Origin of the sequence: Streptomyces sp. NPDC102406, assembly GCF_044765725.1 — a bacterium.
Lineage (GTDB): Bacteria > Actinomycetota > Actinomycetes > Streptomycetales > Streptomycetaceae > Streptomyces.
Genome location: NZ_JBIWKP010000010.1, coordinates 64,965 through 86,130 on the forward strand (window position 1 = coordinate 64,965; position 21,166 = coordinate 86,130).

At 70.3% G+C, this 21,166-nt stretch carries 20 protein-coding genes and 1 pseudogene; 7 read left to right on the forward strand and 14 right to left on the reverse strand.

All coding sequences use genetic code 11. The features are described from left to right. Window positions 1–13: 13 nt before the first annotated feature. The 5 genes from ftsH to dacB all read right to left on the reverse strand — a co-directional run bounded on the left by ftsH (window position 14) and on the right by dacB (window position 6,768). Window positions 14–2,029: an ATP-dependent zinc metalloprotease FtsH gene (ftsH, locus tag ACIRF8_RS30525; RefSeq protein ID WP_404219993.1), complete on the reverse strand. Its 2,016-nt coding sequence runs from the start codon at window positions 2,027–2,029 to the stop codon at window positions 14–16. 195 nt (window positions 2,030–2,224) lie between these two features. Next, a complete protein-coding gene (hpt, locus tag ACIRF8_RS30530) occupies window positions 2,225–2,785 on the reverse strand; it encodes a hypoxanthine phosphoribosyltransferase (RefSeq protein WP_404220278.1) in 561 nt (186 codons plus the stop codon). A 54-nt stretch (window positions 2,786–2,839) separates the two neighbouring features. Next, window positions 2,840–3,847, reverse strand: a complete 1,008-nt coding sequence (gene tilS / locus ACIRF8_RS30535) for a tRNA lysidine(34) synthetase TilS (RefSeq protein WP_404219995.1) — start codon at window positions 3,845–3,847, stop codon at window positions 2,840–2,842. 199 nt (window positions 3,848–4,046) lie between these two features. Then, a complete protein-coding gene (locus ACIRF8_RS30540; protein WP_404219997.1) occupies window positions 4,047–5,198 on the reverse strand; it encodes a zinc-dependent metalloprotease in 1,152 nt (383 codons plus the stop codon). 67 nt (window positions 5,199–5,265) lie between these two features. Then, a complete protein-coding gene (dacB, locus tag ACIRF8_RS30545; protein WP_404219999.1) occupies window positions 5,266–6,768 on the reverse strand; it encodes a D-alanyl-D-alanine carboxypeptidase/D-alanyl-D-alanine-endopeptidase in 1,503 nt (500 codons plus the stop codon). Between the two features lie 178 nt (window positions 6,769–6,946). Between dacB and ACIRF8_RS30550 the strand changes: the two genes are divergently transcribed. Next, window positions 6,947–7,438: an inorganic diphosphatase gene (locus ACIRF8_RS30550; protein WP_361553343.1), complete on the forward strand. Its 492-nt coding sequence runs from the start codon at window positions 6,947–6,949 to the stop codon at window positions 7,436–7,438. 168 nt (window positions 7,439–7,606) lie between these two features. Then, on the forward strand, window positions 7,607–9,271 hold the full coding sequence (locus ACIRF8_RS30555) for a threonine/serine exporter ThrE family protein (protein WP_404220001.1): 1,665 nt from the start codon (window positions 7,607–7,609) through the stop codon (window positions 9,269–9,271). 51 nt (window positions 9,272–9,322) lie between these two features. On the opposite strand, the pseudogene ACIRF8_RS30560 reads toward ACIRF8_RS30555, so the two are convergent. Continuing rightward, window positions 9,323–9,994: pseudogene (locus tag ACIRF8_RS30560) on the reverse strand (DedA family protein); the annotation flags it as partial. Window positions 9,995–10,168: 174 nt separating this feature from the next. Further along, entirely contained in the window at window positions 10,169–10,930 is a 762-nt protein-coding gene (locus ACIRF8_RS30565; protein WP_404220003.1) for a MerR family transcriptional regulator, read from the reverse strand. Between the two features lie 157 nt (window positions 10,931–11,087). On the opposite strand from ACIRF8_RS30565, the gene ACIRF8_RS30570 reads away from it, so the two are divergent. Both ACIRF8_RS30570 and ACIRF8_RS30575 read left to right on the forward strand, forming a co-directional pair. Further along, on the forward strand, window positions 11,088–12,386 hold the full coding sequence (locus ACIRF8_RS30570) for an ion channel protein (RefSeq protein WP_404220005.1): 1,299 nt from the start codon (window positions 11,088–11,090) through the stop codon (window positions 12,384–12,386). Between the two features lie 45 nt (window positions 12,387–12,431). Continuing rightward, window positions 12,432–13,850 (forward strand): glutamate decarboxylase, encoded by a 1,419-nt coding sequence (locus tag ACIRF8_RS30575; protein ID WP_404220007.1) that lies wholly within the window; start codon window positions 12,432–12,434, stop codon window positions 13,848–13,850. Window positions 13,851–13,862: 12 nt separating this feature from the next. Here ACIRF8_RS30575 and ACIRF8_RS30580 read toward each other — a convergent pair whose 3' ends face one another. The 4 genes from ACIRF8_RS30580 to ACIRF8_RS30595 form a co-directional block, all read right to left on the reverse strand. After that, the gene (locus ACIRF8_RS30580; protein WP_404220280.1) at window positions 13,863–14,597 is read right to left on the reverse strand and encodes an ABC transporter permease; all 735 of its coding nucleotides are present in this window, start codon (window positions 14,595–14,597) and stop codon (window positions 13,863–13,865) included. Between the two features lie 32 nt (window positions 14,598–14,629). Further along, entirely contained in the window at window positions 14,630–15,577 is a 948-nt protein-coding gene (locus ACIRF8_RS30585; protein ID WP_404220009.1) for an ATP-binding cassette domain-containing protein, read from the reverse strand. A gap of 77 nt (window positions 15,578–15,654) precedes the next feature. Next, window positions 15,655–16,296, reverse strand: a complete 642-nt coding sequence (locus tag ACIRF8_RS30590) for a PadR family transcriptional regulator (protein ID WP_404220011.1) — start codon at window positions 16,294–16,296, stop codon at window positions 15,655–15,657. Window positions 16,297–16,327: 31 nt separating this feature from the next. Next, entirely contained in the window at window positions 16,328–16,864 is a 537-nt protein-coding gene (locus tag ACIRF8_RS30595) for a DinB family protein (protein WP_404220013.1), read from the reverse strand. Window positions 16,865–17,141: 277 nt separating this feature from the next. On the opposite strand from ACIRF8_RS30595, the gene ACIRF8_RS30600 reads away from it, so the two are divergent. Then, entirely contained in the window at window positions 17,142–17,384 is a 243-nt protein-coding gene (locus tag ACIRF8_RS30600; protein ID WP_404220015.1) for a DUF397 domain-containing protein, read from the forward strand. 88 nt (window positions 17,385–17,472) lie between these two features. On the opposite strand, the gene ACIRF8_RS30605 is transcribed toward ACIRF8_RS30600, so the two are convergent. Then, window positions 17,473–17,973 carry an ATP-binding protein gene (locus tag ACIRF8_RS30605; protein WP_404220017.1) on the reverse strand — a complete coding sequence of 167 codons (501 nt, stop codon included), beginning with the start codon at window positions 17,971–17,973 and terminating at the stop codon, window positions 17,473–17,475. 256 nt (window positions 17,974–18,229) lie between these two features. On the opposite strand from ACIRF8_RS30605, the gene ACIRF8_RS30610 reads away from it, so the two are divergent. Next, window positions 18,230–19,096 (forward strand): helix-turn-helix domain-containing protein, encoded by an 867-nt coding sequence (locus ACIRF8_RS30610; protein WP_404220019.1) that lies wholly within the window; start codon window positions 18,230–18,232, stop codon window positions 19,094–19,096. Window positions 19,097–19,239: 143 nt separating this feature from the next. Then, window positions 19,240–20,706: an aldehyde dehydrogenase family protein gene (locus ACIRF8_RS30615; RefSeq protein WP_404220282.1), complete on the forward strand. Its 1,467-nt coding sequence runs from the start codon at window positions 19,240–19,242 to the stop codon at window positions 20,704–20,706. 30 nt (window positions 20,707–20,736) lie between these two features. On the opposite strand, the gene ACIRF8_RS30620 is transcribed toward ACIRF8_RS30615, so the two are convergent. Continuing rightward, entirely contained in the window at window positions 20,737–20,991 is a 255-nt protein-coding gene (locus ACIRF8_RS30620) for a type B 50S ribosomal protein L31 (protein WP_404220021.1), read from the reverse strand. Window positions 20,992–20,993: 2 nt separating this feature from the next. Further along, window positions 20,994–21,158 carry a 50S ribosomal protein L33 gene (gene rpmG / locus ACIRF8_RS30625; protein WP_324770702.1) on the reverse strand — a complete coding sequence of 55 codons (165 nt, stop codon included), beginning with the start codon at window positions 21,156–21,158 and terminating at the stop codon, window positions 20,994–20,996. Between the last annotated feature and the right edge of the window lie 8 nt (window positions 21,159–21,166).

The following is a 21,166-nucleotide window of genomic DNA, read 5'->3' on the forward strand; positions in this document are numbered from 1 at the left end:
TCCGGGCTCTGAGTCAGCTCTCGGGGCGCTCTTCCTTCACCGTGTCCACCGGGGTGGTGGTCTCGATGGCGGGCGCCGACCCGTTCGCCCCGTTCGTCAGTGACAGCTCCTTGGGGGAGAGCACCGGCGGGCGGGTCGAGGGGGTGCGGCGGGAGGAGCCGGTCCACGCGGGGCGGGCCGGACGCTTCACGATCGGGGCGAAGATCTCGGCGATCTGCTCCTTGTTCAGCGTCTCCTTCTCGAGGAGCGCGAGGACCAGGTTGTCGAGAACGTCGCGGTTCTCGACCAGGATCTCCCAGGCCTCGTTGTGCGCCGTCTCGATGAGCTTCTTGACCTCTTCGTCGACGAGCGCGGCGACCTCTTCCGAGTAGTCGCGCTGGTGACCCATCTCGCGGCCGAGGAACGGCTCGGTGTTGTCACCGCCGAACTTGATCGCGCCGAGCCGCTCGGTCATGCCGTACTGCGTGACCATCGCGCGGGCCGTACTGGTGGCCTTCTCGATGTCGTTGGCGGCGCCGGTCGTCGGGTCGTGGAAGACGAGCTCCTCGGCCGCGCGACCGCCCAGCATGTAGGCGAGCTGGTCCAGCATCTCGTTGCGGGTCGTCGAGTACTTGTCCTCGTCGGGCAGCACCATCGTGTAGCCGAGGGCACGGCCTCTGGAGAGAATCGTGATCTTGTGGACCGGGTCGGAGTTCGGCGAAGCCGCGGCGACCAGGGCGTGTCCGCCCTCGTGGTACGCGGTGATCTTCTTCTCCTTGTCCGACATGATCCGGGTCCGCTTCTGCGGGCCCGCGACCACGCGGTCGATCGCCTCGTCGAGCATCGAGTTGTCGATCAGCTTGCGGTCCGAGCGGGCGGTCAGCAGCGCCGCCTCGTTCAGCACGTTCGCCAGGTCGGCGCCGGTGAAGCCCGGGGTGCGGCGCGCGACGGCCGACAGGTCGACGTCGGGCGCGACCGGCTTGCCCTTCTGGTGAACCTTGAGGATCTCCAGACGGCCCTGCATGTCCGGGCGGTCGACCGCGATCTGCCGGTCGAAGCGGCCGGGACGCAGCAGCGCCGGGTCGAGGATGTCGGGCCGGTTCGTGGCGGCGATCAGGATGACGCCGCCCTTCACGTCGAAGCCGTCCATCTCGACGAGGAGCTGGTTGAGCGTCTGCTCGCGCTCGTCGTGACCGCCGCCGAGGCCGGCGCCGCGGTGGCGGCCGACCGCGTCGATCTCGTCGACGAAGACGATCGCCGGAGCGTTCGCCTTGGCCTGCTCGAAGAGGTCACGGACACGGGAGGCACCGACACCGACGAACATCTCCACGAAGTCGGAGCCGGAGATCGAGTAGAACGGGACCCCGGCCTCACCGGCGACGGCGCGCGCGAGGAGCGTCTTACCGGTACCGGGCGGGCCGTAGAGCAGCACACCCTTGGGGATCTTGGCGCCGACGGCCTGGAACTTGGCCGGCTCCTGGAGGAACTCCTTGATCTCGTGGAGCTCCTCGACGGCCTCGTCCGAGCCCGCCACGTCGGCGAACGTCGTCTTCGGGGTGTCCTTGGTGATGAGCTTGGCCTTGGACTTCCCGAACTGCATGACTCGGGAACCGCCGCCCTGCATCTGATTCATCAGGAACAGGAAGACGACCACGATGAGGACGAAGGGCAGCAGCGTCAGCAGGATGCCCACGAAGGGGTTCTGCTTCGACGGGGAAACGGTGTACCCGTCGGGGATCTGCTTCTCCTGGAACTTGGCCTGAAGATCCTTGGCCACCTCGACGCCCTGGTCGCCGATGTAACTGGCCTGGATCTTGCTTGAGCCGTCGACCTTCTGGCCGTCCTTCAGCTCGGCCTTGATGGTGTTGTCATCACCGGTCGTCAGCTTGGCCGACTTCACCTTGTTGTCGTTGATGGCCTGAATGACCTGGCCGGTGTCCACCGTCTTGTAGCCGCCGGACGAACCGACGACCTGCATCAACACGACCACGGCAAGGACGGCCAGCACGATCCACATGACCGGCCCACGGAAGTATCGCTTCACGTCCATCCATACGGAGCGATGACGCCCCGTCCCTCCTGCCATAGTGAGTTTGATAAGGCTGTTTGAAGCTGTTTGAAGAACTGTTCTTCGGACGGTACCCCAGCATTGTCACCCGACGCCGCAGGGGACGACCGACAAACGACCCTTCGCATGCTCCAACGGCGGGGAGCCCGCGAGGGTTCCCGGCCGCCCGGCGTCTGCTCAGCCGCCGTACACGTGCGGCGCGAGCGTGCCGACGAACGGCAGGTTGCGGTACTTCTCCGCGTAGTCCAGGCCGTAGCCGACCACGAACTCGTTGGGGATGTCGAAGCCGACCCACTTCACGTCGATGTCGACCTTGGCCGCTTCCGGCTTGCGCAGCAGCGTGCACACCTCGAGGGAGGCGGGCTCGCGCGAACCGAGGTTCGTGAGCAGCCAGGAGAGGGTCAGGCCCGAGTCGATGATGTCCTCGACGATCAGGACGTGCTTGCCCTTGATGTCGGTGTCGAGGTCCTTGAGGATCCGCACGACGCCGGACGACTGGGTGCCGGCGCCGTACGAGGACACCGCCATCCAGTCCATCGTGACGGGGGTGGCCAGGGCCCGCGCCAGGTCCGCCATGACCATGACGGCGCCCTTGAGCACCCCGACGATCAGCAGGTCCTTGCCCGCGTACTCCGCGTCGATCTTCGCGGCCAGCTCAGCCAGCTTCGCGTCGATCTCTTCCTTGGTGATGAGCACCGACTGAAGGTCGGTGCCCATGTCTTTCGCGTCCACCCGCATCACTTTCGGTCGTCCCACCGGCCACGCGGATCCCACCGACTGCGTGGTCTCTCGTCAGCCTTGCCGGATGACCAGTCTGCCACCCTGTCGCTGGGCGACGACTTTGCCCGGGAGGTTGATCTCTCCCTGGCCCCGCCATCCGGTGATCAGGCGGTCGACCTCTTCGATGTGGCGGGCGAAGAGCGCGCCGGCCGGGGCGCCCGCCTCGATCGCGGCCCTGCGCAGGATGCGGCGGCGCACGGCGGGCGGGAGCGCGTAGAGCTTGGCGCATTCGAGGAGCCCGGCCGCGTCCCGTACGGAGTCGGCGGCCTGCTGGGCCCAGGTGTCCAGGGCGTCGGCGTCGTCCCGGGAGAGCTGGGCCGTGCGGGCGAGGGCCTCGACGACGCCTTTGCCCAGCGCCTTCTCCAGGGCGGGCAGCCCTTCGTGGCGCAGGCGCGAGCGGGTGTAGGCCGGATCGGTGTTGTGCGGGTCGTCCCAGACGGGCAGATGCTGCACGAGGCAGGCTTTGCGGGCCGTCTGGCGGTCGAGCTGGAGGAAGGGGCGGCGGTAGCGGCCGCCGCTGCCGGAGACCGCCGCCATCCCGGACAGGGAGCGGATGCCCGAGCCGCGGGCGAGGCCGAGCAGGACCGTCTCGGCCTGGTCGTCGCGGGTGTGGCCGAGCAGGACGGCGGCGGCGCCGTGGCGCTCGGCGGCGGCGTCGAGGGCGGCGTAGCGGGCGTCTCGGGCGGCGGCTTCGGGGCCGCCGGAGCGGCCGACCTGGACGGCGACGGACTCGACGGGGTCGAGACCGAGGGCGGTCAGGCGCAGGAGGACGTCCTCGGCACGGGTGTCGGAGCCGGGCTGCAGACCGTGGTCGACGGTGATGCCACCGGCGCGGATGCCGAGTTTGGGGGCTTCGAAGGCGAGGGCCGAGGCCAGCGCCATGGAGTCGGCGCCGCCCGAGCAGGCGACCAGCACGAGCGGCTGTGCGCCGGTGGGGGGCTGGGGTCGTGCGCTGAGGATGTCGTGGAGGACGCGGCGGACCGCCAGGCGTATCGCCGCGACCGCAGGATGGGGACCCATGTCCGGTTCCCTTCATTCCGTTGTCTAGGGGGTGGGCGCCAGTAAGGGATATGGCTTGGTGGCTCAACGGTGATCCGGTCCAGATGGTCACGCAGAGTGTGTCGATGGTGACAGAGCCGAGCCATTCCCTGAGCATCGCACGCCTACCCACGGCCTACGGTCCCTCGGATGGGTGATCCTGAGCATTTTCGTGCCCGCGCTACGGAGCGTCCTGAGCGCCGTCCGTCTTGTTGTGCACCCGCGCGACCCAGTCCGCCGGTTTGGCGATCTCGGTCTTGGTCGGGAGCGTGTTGGGCGAGGTCCAGATCTTGTTGAAGCCGTCCATGCCGACCTCGTCGACGACGGCGCGCACGAACCGCTCGCCGTCGCGGTACTGGCGCAGCTTGGCGTCGAGGCCGAGCAGCTTGCGCAGCGCCAGGTCGAGCCGGGAGGCGCCCTTCTGCCTGCGCTGTTGGAACTTCTCGCGGATCTCGCCGACGGTCGGTACAACGGCGGGGCCGACGCCGTCCATCACGTAGTCGGCGTGGCCTTCGAGCAGGGACATGACGGCGGTGAGGCGGGCGAGGATCTCGCGCTGGGCCGGGGACTGGACGAGTTCCACGAGGGAGCGTCCGCCGTCGCCCTCACCGGCCTCGCCCTCCGGGCGTCCGCCGGCGAGCGACTGGGCGGCTTCCCTGATGCGCTCGATGAACGTGGAGGGGTCGACCTCGGTCTCGGCGAGGAACGACTGGATTTCGCCCTCCAGGTGGGCGCGCAGCCAGGGCACGGCGGTGAACTGGGTGCGGTGCGTCTCCTCGTGGAGGCAGACCCAGAGCCGGAAGTCGTGGGGGTCCACGTCGAGTTCCCGCTCCACGTGGACGATGTTCGGCGCCACGAGGAGGAGCCTGCCGCCGCCGTTCGGTCCGGCCGGGAGGTCGCGGGAGGCTGGGGCGAAGGTCTCGTACTGGCCGAGGACGCGGGAGGAGAGGAACGACAGGAGCATGCCGAGTTCGACGCCGGTGACCTTGCCGCCGACCGCGCCGAGCACGGCGCTGCTGGGTCCCGAGCGGCGCTCCTGCATCTTGTCGAGGAGGGGCTTGAGGATCTCCCGGAAGCCTTCGACGTTGGCTTTCACCCAGCCCGGCCGGTCCACGACGAGGACGGGGGTGTCGTGCGCGTCCTCGGTCGCCATGCGCGTGTACGCGCGCACGTGCTCCTCGGACGCCTTGGCGTGCCGGCGCAGCTCGGCGACGATGGCGCGCGCCTCGTCGCGGCTGACCTCCGGTCCGGGTCGTACGAGTCGGGTCGCGGTCGCCACCGCGAGATTCCAGTCGACCATCCCTGCAGATGCGGCACCGCCGATGCTCGTCATGCGTCAACGGTACGTGACCCCTTCCGTACGCGGAGGAGGTTGGGCCCGGAGTCCGCGCCGCTGCGGCTCAGCGGCAGCCGCAGTTGGCGACGGAGGAGGCGAGGCGGTCGAGGGTGGCCTGGGCCGACTGGGGTGCGGGGGCGCCCTGGGTCATGAAGGCGAAGACGAGGAGGCGTCCGTCGGCGTCGACGACGGTGCCCGCGAGGGTGTTGACGCCGGTGAGGGTGCCGGTCTTGGCGCGGACGAGGCCCGTGCCCGGGGCGTCGGCCGCGTCCGCGTAGCGGTTGCTGAGGGTGCCGGTGAACCCGGCGACGGGCAGGCCCGTGAGGACGGAGCGCAGGGCGGGGCGGGAGGGTGCGGCGGCTTCGGCGAGCAGCCCGGTGAGCAGATCGGCGGAGATCTTGTCGGTGCGGTCGAGGCCGCTGCCGTCGGCGAAGCGGGTGCCGGAGAGCGGGAGGCGGAGCTTGTCCAGCTCCTTGTGGACGGCCTTGCCCGCGCCGTCGAAGTCGTGGCGTTCGCCGGCGGCGACGGCGGTCTGCCGGGCGAGCGCCTCGGCGATGTCGTTGTCGCTGTGCGTCAGCATGCGTTCGACCAGGGCGGAGAGCGGGGGTGACTCGACCTTGGCGATGTCCTCGGCCGCGTCGGACGCCGTGCCCGGCCGGGGGTCGCCGCCCTTGGTCGTGATGCCGCGCTCGTGGAGCAGGTCGGCGAAGGTCCTGGCCGCCGCTGCCGCCGGGTCGGCCGCGCGCGGGGCCGGGCCGCTGGTGGAGTCGTCGGTGCGGGCCTCGTCGGCCATGAGGGCGGTGACCTGGGCGAGGTTCTCGTTGGGGCCGATGGGGTGGGTGGTGGGGCCGGAGTACAGCGAGGTGTCGTAGGTGAGGGTGATCCCGGTGGTGCCTGCGGCCTTGAGGGAGGCGGCCGTCTTGTCGGCGAGGGTGCGCAGGCTCGCGGCGCCGTAAGGATTCTTCTGACGTGCCGTCAGCGTGGGGTCGCCGCCGCCGACCAGGACGAGCCTGCCCGGGCCCTTCTCCAGGACCGTGCGCGTGGCGATGCGGTGGTCGGGGCCCGCCGCCGTCAGGGCCGCGACGGCCGTGGCCAGCTTGATCGTGGAGGCGGGGGTGAGGGCCTCCCCCGGGGCCTTCCCGTACAGCCGCTCGCCGGTGACGGCGTCGACGACCGCGGCCGTGCGGCGCGTGCCGAGCGACGGGTCCTTCAGGATGGGGTCCAGGAGCTCGGCCAGGGCGCGCCGTGTCGGCCCCGGCACCGACGCGCCGGGCGCGGCAAGCACGGCGGGGGCGCTGGGCGCGGCGGACGGCGATCCGGGCCGGGTGCCGGGGGTGCCGCCGTGATCTGCGCCACCGTCGCCCCCCTGGGAGACCGCCCGGGCCGCCTCGGCCTTACGCTGACCGGAAGCGTCCCAGGGACCGGCCGTGACCACCACGACGGCCGCGAGGGCCAGGCCCACCGCCGTCGCGCCCGCCGTGACGTGCTTGGTTCTCGCCCTCGCAACCGACGTGGCGGCGGTCTTCGCCGCGCTCGTCAAGAGCTGCGAAGCCTTCGGCTCCGGCACCGCGGACCAGCCCCTTTCGCGATCACACACCTGCGTGAGGGACACTTAATCACCACCCCCTCGCCGGGTGATCACTCCAAGGCGGCTTCGGCCACCGGGTCGGCCGGGGGTCCGGGGGTTGTCCCCCGGGAGAAGCAGTATCACCAGTCGTTATGTGTTGATCATGGAGGAGCCACCGGTGGAGTTCGACGTCACGATCGAGATTCCGAAGGGATCGCGGAACAAGTACGAGGTCGACCACGAGACCGGTCGCATCCGTCTGGACCGTCGTCTGTTCACCTCGACCGCCTACCCGACGGACTACGGGTTCGTCGAGAACACCCTCGGCGAGGACGGCGACCCGCTGGACGCCCTGGTCATCCTGGACGAGCCGACCTTCCCGGGCTGCCTCATCAAGTGCCGCGCCATCGGCATGTTCCGGATGACGGACGAGGCCGGCGGCGACGACAAGCTGCTGTGCGTCCCGGCGACGGACCCGCGGATGGAGCACCTGCGCGACATCCACCACGTCTCCGAGTTCGACCGCCTGGAGATCCAGCACTTCTTCGAGGTCTACAAGGACCTGGAGCCCGGCAAGTCCGTCGAGGGCGCCGACTGGGTGGGCCGCACCGAGGCCGAGGCCGAGATCGAGCGTTCGTACAAGCGGGCGCAGGACCACGGCGGTCACTGACCGAACCTTCACGAACGGGCCGCACGACCCTCGCCGGGGTCGTGCGGCCCGTTCGTGTATTGATGCGCATACTGAGGCGTACGGGAGGCAGACGCATACGTAGATCCGTGTACGCGGATAGGCGTACGCGGACGGGCGAAGGCAAGGAACCACAGAGGTGCCACACAGGTGACGGAGCGGGAGTCCGAGGCCCCCGAGGACCGCAAGCCGCAGTCCGACGAGGCCCGCAGTCAGTTCACGCAGCCCCTCGGGGTGGTGGCGGCGGCTCCGGTGGTGGACGACGAGTCCTCCACCACCTCGGAGTTCGCGCTTCCCCAGGGGCTGAGCGTGCAGCCGCCCGAGACGGCCGACGCCGAGGGCTCCGCGTTCACCCCGCCGAAGACCTACAGCTCACGGCAGTCACCGGCCGCGTTCACCCCGGCGCACGGCATCCCCATGGTCAAGCTGACCAAGGAGGCGCCCTGGCAGGACCGGATGCGCACGATGCTGCGGATGCCGGTCGCCGAACGGCCCGCGCCCGAACCGGCGCAGAAGCAGGACGACTCCGGGCCCGCCGTGCCGCGCGTGCTCGACCTGACGCTGCGTATCGGGGAGCTGCTGCTCGCCGGTGGTGAGGGCGCCGAGGACGTGGAGGCGGCGATGTTCGCCGTGTGCCGGTCCTACGGGCTCGACCGGTGCGAGCCGACGGTGACGTTCACCCTCCTGTCGATCACCTTTCAGCCCTCGCTCGTCGACGACCCGGTGACCGCGTCGCGCACCGTGCGCCGCCGCGGCACCGACTACAACCGGCTCGCGGCGGTGTTCCGGCTCGTCGACGACATCAGCGACGAGGACGACGAGGTCGTCGTCACGCTGGAGGAGGCGTACCGGCGCCTCGCGGAGATCCGCCGCAACCGCCACCCCTACCCCGGCTGGGCGCTCACCGGGGCGAACGGGCTGCTCGCCGGTTCCGCCTCGGTCCTCGTCGGCGGTGATCCGCTGGTGTTCGTCGCCGCGGCGCTCGGCGCGATGCTGGGCGACCGGCTGGCGTGGCTGTGCGCGGGGCGCGGGTTCCCGGAGTTCTACCAGTTCACGGTGGCCGCGATGCCGCCCGCGGCGATCGGCCTGCTGCTCACGCTCGCCCATGTGGACGTGAAGGCGTCGGCGGTGATCACCGGTGGGCTGTTCGCGCTGCTGCCGGGGCGGGCGCTCGTCGCGGGCGTGCAGGACGGGCTGACCGGCTTCTACATCACGGCCTCGGCGCGGCTGCTCGAAGTCATGTACTTCTTCGTCGGCATCGTCATCGGCGTACTGATCATGCTGTACGTGGGTGTGCAACTGCACGCGCAGCTCAACCCCGAGGCGGCGCTGACCCCCGTCCACCGGCCGTACTGGCAGATCGCCGCGTCGATGGCGCTGTCCCTGGCGTTCGCCGTGCTGCTCCAGCAGGAGCGGTCGACCGTGCTCGCGGTGACGCTCAACGGGGGTGTGGCGTGGGTCGTCTACGGGGCGATGCACGACGCGGGCGGGATCTCGCCGGTCGCCTCCACGGCGGCGGCGGCCGGGCTCGTCGGCCTGTTCGGCCAGCTTTTCTCCCGGTACCGCTTCGCGTCGGCGCTGCCCTATGTCACGGCCGCGATCGGGCCGCTGCTGCCCGGTTCGGCGACGTACTTCGGGCTGCTCGCGATCGCCCACAACGACGTGAACCAGGGGCTCGTCTCCCTGTCCAAGGCGGCGGCACTGGCCATGGCCATCGCGATCGGGGTGAACCTCGGTGGGGAGATCTCCCGGCTGTTCATCCGCTCGCCGGGGGCGGCGAACCGCCGGGCGGCGAAGCGGACGCGGGGCTTCTAGAGCGGCAGGCCCCGCGGCGCGCTACCGCTTGGCGTGTCGGCCGCGCTGGGCCGGGGTGTGCGCCGGGTCCGCGGCCGGGTCCGACTTCGCGCGGGCCGCCTTCTTCGACTTGCCGCGCGCCCGCAGGAACTCGATGGCGATGGGGACCACCGAGACCAGGACGATCAGGATGAGGATTGCCTCGATGTTCTTGTGGACGAACTCGATGTTGCCCAGCCAGGAGCCGAGCAGCGTCACGCCCGCGCCCCACAGGACACCGCCGATCACGTTGAACGTGATGAAGGAGCGGTACTTCATGCCGGAGACGCCCGCGATGATCGGCGTGAACGTGCGGACGATGGGCACGAAGCGGGCCAGGACCAGCGACTTGGGGCCGTACTTCTCGAAGAACTCGTGCGCCTTCTGCACGTTCTCCTGCTTGAACAGCTTGGAGTCCGGGCGCCGGAACAGGGAGGGGCCGACCTTCTTGCCGAAGAGGTAGCCCGCCTGGTCGCCGAGGATCGCGGCGACGCAGATCAGCGCGACCGCCGCCCAGAGCGGGAAGTCCAGGGTGCCGGCCGTGATCAGCAGACCCGTCGTGAACAGCAGCGAGTCACCGGGCAGGAAGAAGCCGATCAGGAGCCCCGACTCGGCGAACACGATCAGGAGCAGGCCCCAGATACCGAAGGTGTTCAGCAGGTAGTCCGGGTCCAGCCAACTGGGTCCGAGAGCAAGCGTCGTCACGGGTCCGGGCTCCTGAGGGGCTTGGGAAACAGAACAGAACAAGGTCGGCCAAGGCAATGGCGATGCAAAGTTATCAACGCCGCTCGTCCACGCCAGGTTCCAGTGGCCCTCTCAGGATGCACTGTGCGTCAACTGTGGCAAACCTGTCGGTATGTACTTCGGGCCGTATGCCTCTCAGCCCGTGTGCCTCGCCGCGTTCGCGTGGATCGCGTCCCGCAGATGCCCGGCGACGCCCTCGCCCATGGAGTCGTAGAACGCCTTGAAGCGCTCGTCGGCCACGTACATGTCACCGAGGCAGACGTGCATCTCGTACGGGCACGCGTAGAACCACCGCGAGATGTGCTCCCGGTGCTCCTCGGCGAGGTCCATGGCGGCTTCGCCCGCCGCCTCCTCGCCCGCCGCGACCAGGGCCGCGTAGCGGGCGCTCCAGTCGTCGACCTCGGCCTGGAGCCGCTCCCAGTCGGCCTTGGTGTAGGTCGCGGCCCGCCGCTGCGACTCGGCGTACTCCTCGGTGCCGCCCCAGCGCCGCTCGGCCTCCTCGGCGTACCGCTCGGGGTCCTTGTCCCCGAAGACCTCGAACCGTTCCTCGGGGGTGAGCTGGATTCCCATCTTCTGTGCCTCCATGGCGTGTTCGACGGCCTCGGCCATCTTCGTCAGTCTCTCGATCCGGGCGACCAGCACCTCGTGCTGTCGCCGCAGGTGGGCTCGCGGGTCCGTCACCGGGTCGTCGAGCAGGGCCTGGACCTCGTCCAGCGGGAAGCCGAGCTCCCGGTAGAAGAGGATCCGCTGGAGCCGGTCCAGGTCGTCCTCGCTGTAGCGGCGGTGGCCCGCGCGGGTGCGCTCGCTCGGGACGAGCAGGCCGATCTCGTCGTAGTGGTGCAGGGTGCGCACCGTGACACCGGCGAATCCGGCCACCTGCCCCACCGGGTAACTCATCTGCCACGCCTCCTGTCCGTCACCGGTCGCGTCGCCGCGGCGGTACGTGCTTCAGCTTGGGTCCTCACGTCACGTGAGGTGCAAGCCCGTCGGGCCCGGCCGCCACCGGCACCCCTTTAAGGGTGTTTAGCCCCTTATGTCCGCTTAGGGTGGCGCCGTGAGCAACGAAGCCGTCGAAGCGCCGCCGCCTGCCGCCCAGCCCACCGTCTCCGCTCGCACCCTGCTGCCCCTGGTCCTGCCCGCGCTCGCGGTCGGTGTCGGATGCAGCCTGTTGTTCCTGGCGGTGAGCGAGGCCGCGGAGAAGCTCCAGGAGCTGGTGTGGACGGAGCTGCCCGACGCGCTCGGCGTCGACGGGTACGGGGCGCCGTGGATGATCCTGCTGCTCACGCTCACCGGCGTCCTGGTCGGGCTCGTGGTGTGGAAGGCCCCCGGGCACGCGGGCCCCGACCCGGCCACGCTCGGCCTGGGCGGCGAGGAACCCCTGCCCCCGTACGTCCTGCCGGGTCTCGTCGTCGTGACGGCCCTGATGCTCGCGGGCGGGCCGAGCCTCGGCCCGGAGAACCCGATCATCGCCACCAATGTCGCCCTGGCGTTCTGGCTCGGCCGCAAGGTGCTGCCGAGGGCGCCGGGCGCGCTGTGGGTGTCGCTCGCCTCGGCCGCGACGCTGGGCGCCCTGTTCGGCACGCCGGTCGCCGCCGCGCTCGTCGTCTCCGAGGCGCTGGCCGGCAAGCCGTTGCCGATCAGGGGGTCGCTGTGGGACAACCTCTTCGGGCCGCTGCTCGCCGCCGCCGCGGGCGCCCTGACGACGACGCTGGTGGCCTCGCCCTCCTTCGACCTGGGGCTGCCGCCCTTCGGCCGGCCCGGCTGGTCCGACCTGCTGGCCGCCGTCGTGGTCTCCTGCGCGGGCGCCGTGCTCGGCATGGTCGCCGTCTTCGCGTTCCCCTACGTCCGCGGCGCCTTCGCGCGGCTTCGGCACCCCCTGCTGACGCTGCCGCTCGGCGGGCTCGTGCTCGGGCTGCTCGGCGCGCTCGGGGGGCACCTCACGCTGTTCAAGGGGCTGCACGAGGTGGGCGAGCTGGCCGCCGACCCGGAGGGCTGGTCGGCGGGCCAGTTCGCCGGGATGACCGTCGTGAAACTGGTCGCGCTGCTGGTCGCCGCGTCGTGCGGGTTCCGCGGCGGCCGGATCTTCCCCGCCGTGTTCATCGGCGCCGCGTTCGGCCTGTGCGCGCACGCGCTCGTACCGGGCGTGAACGTGTCGGTCGGCGTCGCTGCGGGCGTCCTCGGCGTCCTGCTCGCGATCACCCGGCAGGGCTGGGTCAGCCTCTTCACGGCCGCCGTGCTCGTCGCCTCCCCCGCGATCCTCGCGCTGCTGTGCATCGCGTCTTTGCCCGCTTGGCTCCTGGTGACGGGACGCCCGCAGATGCAACTCTCGCAGGACGGAACACCGCTTCGCTGAGCACCCCGTCCGAGCACGGCCCGTTCCCAGCAGAGGAGTTACCCCATGTCGCCGCTGCACCAGAGCCCCGCCGACAAGCCCGGCGAACGGCACCTCGCCGTCAACCCCTTCTACGGGGAGGCCGATCCGACCGCCGGCATGACGGACGCCCCGCCGAAGCACCGCCTCCCGGACAAGCCGCTCGCACCCATGACCGCGTACCAGCTCGTCCACGACGAACTGATGCTGGACGGGAACGCGCGGCTCAACCTCGCCACCTTCGTCACCACCTGGATGGAGCCGCAGGCCGGGGTGCTGATGACCGAGTGCCGGGACAAGAACATGATCGACAAGGACGAGTACCCGCGCACCGCCGAGCTGGAGAAGCGCTGCGTGGCGATGCTCGCCGACCTGTGGAACGCGCCGGACCCCTCGGCCGCGGTCGGCTGTTCGACGACCGGGTCCAGCGAGGCGTGCATGCTGGCCGGCATGGCGCTCAAGCGGCGCTGGATGCGGCGCAACGCTGACCGCTACCCCTCGCGCGAGGCCCGGCCCAACCTCGTCATGGGCGTCAACGTCCAGGTCTGCTGGGAGAAATTCTGCAATTTCTGGGAGGTGGAGGCCCGGCAGGTGCCCATGGAGGGCGACCGCTTCCACCTCGACCCCGAGGCCGCGGCCACGCTGTGCGACGAGAACACGATCGGCGTCGTCGGCGTCCTCGGCTCCACCTTCGACGGCTCCTACGAGCCGATCGCCGAGCTGTGCGCGGCGCTCGACGCCCTCCAGGAACGCACCGGGCTCGACGTCCCCGTGCATGTGGACGGGGCGTCGGGCGCGATGGTGGCACCGTTCCTCGACCCCGATCTGGTGTGGGACTTCCGGCTGCCGCGCGTCGCGTCGATCAACACCTCCGGGCACAAGTACGGCCTCGTCTACCCGGGCGTCGGCTGGGCCCTGTGGCGCACGGCGGAGGCACTGCCCGAAGAACTCGTCTTCCGCGTCAACTACCTGGGCGGCGACATGCCGACCTTCGCCCTCAACTTCTCCCGCCCCGGGGCGCAGGTGGTCGCCCAGTACTACACGTTCCTGCGCCTGGGCCGCGAGGGTTACCGCGCGGTCCAGCAGGCCTCCCGCGACGTGGCCCGCGGCCTCGCCGAACGCATCGAGGCGCTCGGCGACTTCCGCCTCGTCACGCGCGGCGACGACCTGCCCGTCTTCGCCTTCACGACGGCGCCGGACGTGACGGCGTACGACGTGTTCGACGTGTCCCGGCGGCTGCGGGAGCGGGGCTGGCTGGTCCCGGCGTACACCTTCCCCGAGCACCGGGAGGATCTGGCGGTGCTCCGGGTGGTGTGCCGCAACGGGTTCTCCTCGGACCTGGCGCAGCTCCTGATCGAGGACCTGGCCGGCCTGCTCCCCGAACTACGCCGCCAGCCGCACCCCCTCACACGGAACAAGGGGGCGGCCACCGGGTTCCACCACTGAGACCGGCGTCCGTCAGCGGCTCAGCGCCACGAACCTCCTCACCGCCAGCGGAAAGAACAGCGCCACGAGCCCCACCGGCCAGGCCACCGCGAGGAGTACGTCGTCCGTGCCGCCGGGGTTGGCGAAGAGGTGGCGGACCGAGGACGCCGTCGCCGACATCGGGTTCCACTCGACCACCGCGCCGAGCCATCCCGGCATGGTCTCGGGGACCGTGAACGCGTTGGACAGGAATCCGACCGGCCACACCAGGATCTGCACGGCCTGCACCAGCTCCGGCCGTCCGGCCACCATCGCCAGGTAAATGCCGATCCACAGCATCGCGAACCGCAGCAGGAGCAGCAGGCCGAAGGCGCCGAGGAAGGCTGCGAAGGATCCGTGCGCCCGCCAGCCCAGTGCGTGGCCGACCCCGGCCATGACCGCGAGGGCGGCCGTCGACTGCAGCATGTCGGCGGCCGAACGGCCCACGAGAACCGCCCCGTTGGCCATCGGCATGGACCGGAACCGGTCGATGACCCCCTTGTTGAGGTCCTGGGTGACCGCCAGCATCGTGGACTCCAGGCCGAACGCCATGGTCAGCGCGAGCATCCCGGGGACCAGGAAGGCGATGTAGTCGGAGGAGTCGCCCCCGACCCCCTTACCGCCCCCGACGAGGTAGCCGAACATCACGAGCAGCATCACGGGGAAGACCAGGCCCACCACGACCCGCACCGGCTGCCTTGCCCAGTGCGCGAGTTCGCGCCGGGTCATCGTCCAGGAGTCGCTCACCGCCCAGCCCCCACTCACGCGGCCACCTCCTTCGTCCGTGCCGTGCCGTCCGTCAGGTGCAGGAACACCTCGTCCAGCGTCGGGCGCCGCAGCGCCACGTCCTGCGCGTCGACCCCCGCGCTCCGCAGTGCCTGTACGACGTCGGAGAGCGCCGCCATCCGGTCGGTCACCGGGGCACTGACCAGGCGGCGGTCCGCGTCGGTCGACGCGCCGGGCGGCAACATGGCCGCCACCAGCGGGAGGTGCGCCGCGTCGCGCACGACCACGTCGATCCGGTCGCCGCCCAGTTTCGCCTTGAGGGCGTCCGGGGTGCCGTCCGCGACGACCCGGCCCCGGTCGATCACCGAGATCCGGTCGGCCAGTTGGTCCGCCTCCTCCAGGTACTGCGTGGTGAGCAGCACCGTCGTGCCGCCGCCGACCAGCGAGCGCACCGCGTCCCACACCTCGGTGCGGCCGCGCGGGTCGAGGCCCGTCGTCGGTTCGTCGAGGAACAGCACCTCGGGGTCGGTGATCAGCGAAGCCGCCAGGTCGAGGCGGCGCCGCATGCCCCCGCTGTACGCCTTGACCGCCTTGCGGCCGGTGTCGGCGAGGCCGAAGCGCCCGAGCAGTTCTTCGGCCCGGGCCCGGGACCGCCGTGCGCCCAGGTGGTACAGGCGGCCGAACATCTCCAGGTTCTGCCACCCGCTCAGCTCCTCGTCCAGCGCCGCGTGCTGACCCAGCAACCCGATGCGGCGGCGTACCGCGTCGGGGTCGCGCCGCACGTCGTGGCCCGCGACCTCGACCCGGCCCTCGTCCGCGCGCAGCAGGGTCGTCATGACCCGTACCGCGGTGGTCTTGCCCGCCCCGTTCGGACCGAGCACGCCGTGCACCGTGCCCCGGGCGACCGTCAGGCCGAGCCCGTCGAGTGCCGCCTTGTCCCCGTACCGCTTCCGTACGCCTTCGGCCACGATCGCGTCCGTCATCCGGCTCCCCTCGCCCATTAGTCAAGCTTGACTAGGTGCACGAAGGTAGCCGACCGGACACCATTCGTCAAACTTGATTAGCCGTGCTCCTCCGGCGACCGCTCCTCCGTCGCGTACGGGTTCTCCTGCCCCTCCGCGAGCACGCCCACGAACGGCTCACCCTCGCCCGCGAAGGTGTAGGCGCCCCCCTCGACGCGGGCGATCAGACTCCGGGTCCACTCGGCGCCGGTGTCGGCCGAGAAGACCCAGTAGTTCATGATCTCGCCGATGTGGCCGAGCTGTCCGGGGCCGCCCTCGGGCGTGTAGTAGTCCGTGACCGAGCCGCGCCACTCCTCGATGCGGCGCACCCGCTCCTTGAGCAGGGCGACGACCTCCTCGCGCGGCAGGTCGACCATGAAGCCGAGCGCCGCGGAGAGGATGTCGGGCCGTTGGTCGTACGCGGTCAGGGACTCACGGAGCAGGGTGAGGTACTCGTCCGTACCCCGCTCCGTGATCTCGTACTCGGTGCGCGGCGGGCCGCCCGCCGTCGACGGGGCGACCTCGTGCGCGAGCAGCACTCCCTGCTTCGCCATCTGCTTGAGGGCGTGATAGATCGAGCCGGGCTTGGCGTTCGACCACTCGTGGGCGCCCCAGTACTCCAGGTCGTTGCGCACTTGGTAGCCGTGCGCGCGGCCGTGCTGGCGTACGGCCCCGAGGACCAGGAGGCGAATCGCTGACATGCGCTCAGCGTAGGACGTCGCCCTCCGGGGCTCACTGCTGGGCGAGCGCCACCAGCTCGAAGGCCGTCTTGCCGTCGAGGGACTCACGGATGATGTCGGCGTGTCCCGCGTGCCGGGCCGTCTCACGGATCAGGTGCAGGCCGAGCCAGCGCACCGAGACCGCGGGGCAACCGTGGAACCACGGCTGGTCCGGCAGCGGGAAGGTGTCGTCGAGGCTGGGGACCGCGTGGAAGAACTCCTCGGTGCGGCGGGCGACGTCGTCGTAGTGGTCGAGGGTCTGCTCGACCGTCTCGTCGCCGACGAGGCGGAAACTGTCGCCCCAGGTGTCGGCGGTGCGCTCGGTGTCGGGCGCGATCTGCTGAGCCCGCGCGATCCAGCCCTGCTCGACCTCGGCCACGTGCTTGAGGAGCCCGGCGAGGGACAGCTCGCTCGCGCTCGGCCTCGACGACGCCTGTTCGTCGCTCAGGCCGAGCAGGGCACGGCGGACGCCGCCCCGCTGCTCGGCGATGAAGGCGAGCAGGGCTCCGCGCTCGTCGCCGCGGGCTTCGGGGTTCACGTGCATGACCATGGGGCCACCTCTCGTCTCGCCGGTCGCCGACCTGTGCCGACACCGAGAAAGGTACGATCCATATAGGTCAGATCCTGTCCTCCTTGGCGCGCGTCCGGCTCGAACCCGGGCGATGTCCTGTAACCGTGGGGCCACCCCGCGTGCACGTGCATCTGCCCGAGCATCGGCATATGAACGCGGCTATGCTCCTGGACAGTTGGGACAGACGATCCCTGCTTTCACATCCGTCACAGGGTCAGTCCACAGTAAGAAAGCACGCATCACCGGGGAGCGAACCGTGCACGAGGTGTACAACGGCATGGCGGCCACGGAGCTGCGTGGAGTGGTCTGGCAGAAGAGCAGGCACAGCAACTCGCAGGGGTCCTGCGTGGAGCTGGCCAAACTGCCCGGCGGCCGGGTGGCCATGCGCAACTCGAACTTCCCCGACGGGCCCGCGCTCGTCTACACGCCCGCCGAGATCGAGGCCCTTCTCCTGGGCGTCAAGGACGGCGAGTTCGACCATCTGATAGCCGGCGCCTGACCGCCGACGCGCGGCGCCGGGGGGCTCGACGCGCGTAGAGGTGAGCCCAACTCGCGCTACTGGTACGTATGGTGAGACGCCCCTGGCTTCAGATCCTGAACAGAGCCCAGACGACCTTGCCGCTCAGGGTGCCCGCCAGCGGATGCCAGCCCCAGCCGTCGCTGAACGAGTCGACGAGGAACAGACCGCGCCCGGACTCCGCCGCGCAGTCGTCCGCGGCGTCCGCGGTGGCCCCGGCCACCGGGCTGTCGTTGCTGGGGTCGCGCACCGCGCACACGATCCGCGTCGCCCACCGCATCAGGTGCAGCCGCACGGGCGGGTCCTGGTCGTCGGGGGCGTCCGCGGGCAGTGCGTGCCGCAGGGCGTTGGTGACCAGCTCGGAGACGACCAGACAGATGTCGTCGAAGCATTCCTGGACGTCCCACTCGGTGAGCGTCCCGCGGGTGAACTGCCGCGCTTTGCCCACCGCTTCGTACTGGGCGGGCAGCGCGCACGAGGCGGAACCGGAGACGGCCGACTGCTCGAGCGGAGGCAGGCTCTGCCTCGACGCAGCGAGCGGGTCGAGCAGGGTCGATCCGTTCGTCCCCATGCGAGGCACTCCCCAGATTCGCAGTACGTAGCGAGCGGTGGTGACGGCCATCGTTCCGAATGCGTACATCGGATGCAAGGGCAGATGCACGTGCACGCGCCGGACTTGGACCTTCCCGTACCGCTTCTTGCTCATTTCTTCCTACGACTTCTTGCGGAGTTCTTTCGCGATCTTTCCGTTTCTGTAATCGAACGAGTACGGGGTGGAGCGTTTTAATGGCAGACTTCGGCCCTTGAACCAATGGGGAGGCAGAGACGTGACCGCTGGGGATCCGGGCGGCTCGGTGGTGCGGCGCATTCTGTTGGGCTCGCAGTTGAGGCGCCTCAGGGAATCGCGCGGCATCACCCGGGAGGCCGCCGGTTACTCGATCCGCGCCTCCGAATCCAAGATCAGCCGCTTGGAGTTGGGACGGGTGAGCTTCAAGGCCAGGGACGTCGAGGATCTGCTGACCCTGTACGGGGTGACCGACGAGGCCGAGCGCGGCGCGCTGCTGGCGCTCGTCAAGGAGGCCAACATCGCGGGCTGGTGGCACAGTTACTCCGACGTGCTGCCCGGCTGGTTCCAGACGTACATCGGCCTCGAAGGCGCCGCGTCGCTGATCCGCGGGTACGAGGCGCAGTTCGTGCACGGCCTGTTGCAGACCGAGGGGTACGCGCACGCCGTGATCGAGCGCGGCATGCGGGGCGCCCCCAAGGAGGACATCGACCGACGGGTCGCCCTGCGCCTCGCCCGCCAGAAGGTACTGTTCTCCGAGCGCGCGCCGGAGGTCCGGCTCGTCCTGGACGAGGCCACGCTGCGCCGCGTGCACGGCGGCCGGGAGGTGATGCGCGGCCAGCTCGACCACCTGATCGAGGTGGCCCAACTGCCGCAGGTGACACTCCAGGTCATGCCGTTCAGCCACGGCTGGCACGCCGGTGAGTCCGGCACCTTCACCCTCCTCACCTTCCCCGAGTCCGACCTGTCGGACCTGGTCTTCCTGGAACAGCTCACCAGCGCCCTGTACCTGGACAAGCGCGAGGACGTCACGCAGTACGAGAAGGCGATGGAGCGGTTGCAGGCGGAGTGCCCCTCACCGGACGAGAGCCTGGAGCTGCTGCGGCGCGTGGCGTCCGAATTCGCCTGAGAAGCACGGCCGTTGACAGAGGCACCGGCACAACTGACCGTTAACGACCGTACGATGACGTCACATCAGGTGTCCGGCGCAGCAGCAAGGGATTTCCCATGACGTCACAGTCATCCCGGTCGACAGAGTCCGCGCAGTCCGCGATGTCCGCCCAGGACTACTTCACGGAACTCGACCGGCAGTTCATCGACGGCACGTGGCGCCCCGGGCGCGGGTCGTGGGACATCATCGACTTCAACCCGTACAACGGGGACAAGCTCGCCTCCATCACCGTCGCCTCCGTCGAGGAGGTCGACGAGGCGTACCGGGCGGCCGAGCGGGCGCAGAAGGACTGGGCGCGGACCAACGCGTACACGCGCCGCCTCGTCTTCGAGCGCGCCCTGCGCCTCGTCGAGGAGCGCGAGGCCGAGATAGCCGAGGCGATCATCGACGAGCTGGGCGGTACCCGGGTCAAGGCCGGGTTCGAGCTGCACCTCGCCAAGGAGTTCCTGCGGGAGGCGATCCAGCTCGCGCTGCGCCCGCAGGGCCGGGTCGTCCCCTCCCCCGTGGACGGCAAGGAGAACCGCGTCTACCGGGTTCCGGTGGGCGTGGTCGGGGTGATCTCGCCGTTCAACTTCCCGTTCCTGCTGTCGCTCAAGTCGGTCGCGCCGGCCCTCGCGCTCGGCAACGGTGTCGTGCTGAAGCCGCACCAGAACACGCCGATCGTCGGCGGCTCGCTGGTCGCGAAGATCTTCGAGGACGCAGGACTGCCCGCCGGGCTGCTCAACGTCGTCATCACGGACATCGCCGAGATCGGTGACGCGCTCCTCACGCACCCGGTGCCGAAAGTCATCTCCTTCACCGGCTCCGACAAGGTCGGCCAGCACGTCGCGACGGTGTGCGCCGCGCAGTTCAAGCAGGCGGTGCTGGAGCTCGGCGGCAACAGCGCGCTGACCGTGCTCGACGACGCCGACATCGACTACGCGGTGGATGCGGCGGTCTTCAGCCGCTACGTCCACCAGGGCCAGGTCTGCATGGCCGCGAACCGCATCCTCGTGGACCGCAAGGTCGAGAAGGAGTTCACGGAGAAGTTCGTCGCGAAGGTCTCGACGCTCAAGGCGGGCGACCCGCGGGACCCGGAGACGGTCATCGGCCCGGTCATCAACTCCACGCAGGCGGACGCCCTTTCGGGCGTCGTGGAGCAGGCCCTCGCGGAGGGCGCCACGGCGCTGCTGCGCGGTGGCGTGGACGGGAACCTGGTGGAGCCGGTGGTGCTGACCGGGCTTCCGGCCGATTCGCCGGTGCTGCGGCAGGAGATCTTCGGGCCGGTGGCTCTCCTCATCCCGTTCGACGGGGACGAGGAGGCGGTACGGATCGCGAACGACACCCCGTACGGGCTGAGCGGGGCCGTGCACACCGGGGACATCGAGCGGGGCGTGGCGTTCGCCCATCAGATCGACACGGGCATGATCCACGTCAACGACGGCACGGTCCACGACGAGCCGCTGGTCGCCTTCGGCGGGGAGAAGCGCTCGGGCATCGGCCGCCTCAACGGGGAGGCGACCGTGGAGTCCTTCACGACGCAGAAGTGGATCTCGGTGCAGCACGGGCGGAGCCGCTTCCCGTTCTGACGCCGCTCCCCTTCGCCGCGGTCCGGCCGGTCAGCGGCCGGGCCGCCGCCCGTAGCGGCGCTCGAAGCGCTCCACCCGGCCGGCGGTGTCCAGGACCCGCCGGCTGCCGGTGTGGAAGGGGTGGCCGGCAGCCGAGATCTCGACGTCGACGACGGGGTAGGTGTTCCCGTCCTCCCACTCGACCGTCCGCTCGCTCGTCATCGTCGAGCGGGTGAGGAAGGCGTGGCCCGCGGCGCGGTCCCGGAAGACGACCGGGGCATAGGCGGGGTGGATGACGTTGTTCATGGTCAGCGCTCCTCTCGGAAGTCGACGTGACGGCCGGCGACGGGGTCGTACTTGCGCAGGGTGACGCGGTCGGGGTCGTTCCTGCGGTTCTTGCGGGTCACGTAGGTGTAGCCGGTCCCCGCGGTGGACCTGAGCTTGATCACTGGGCGGAGTTCGTTGCGTGCCATGCGGCCAG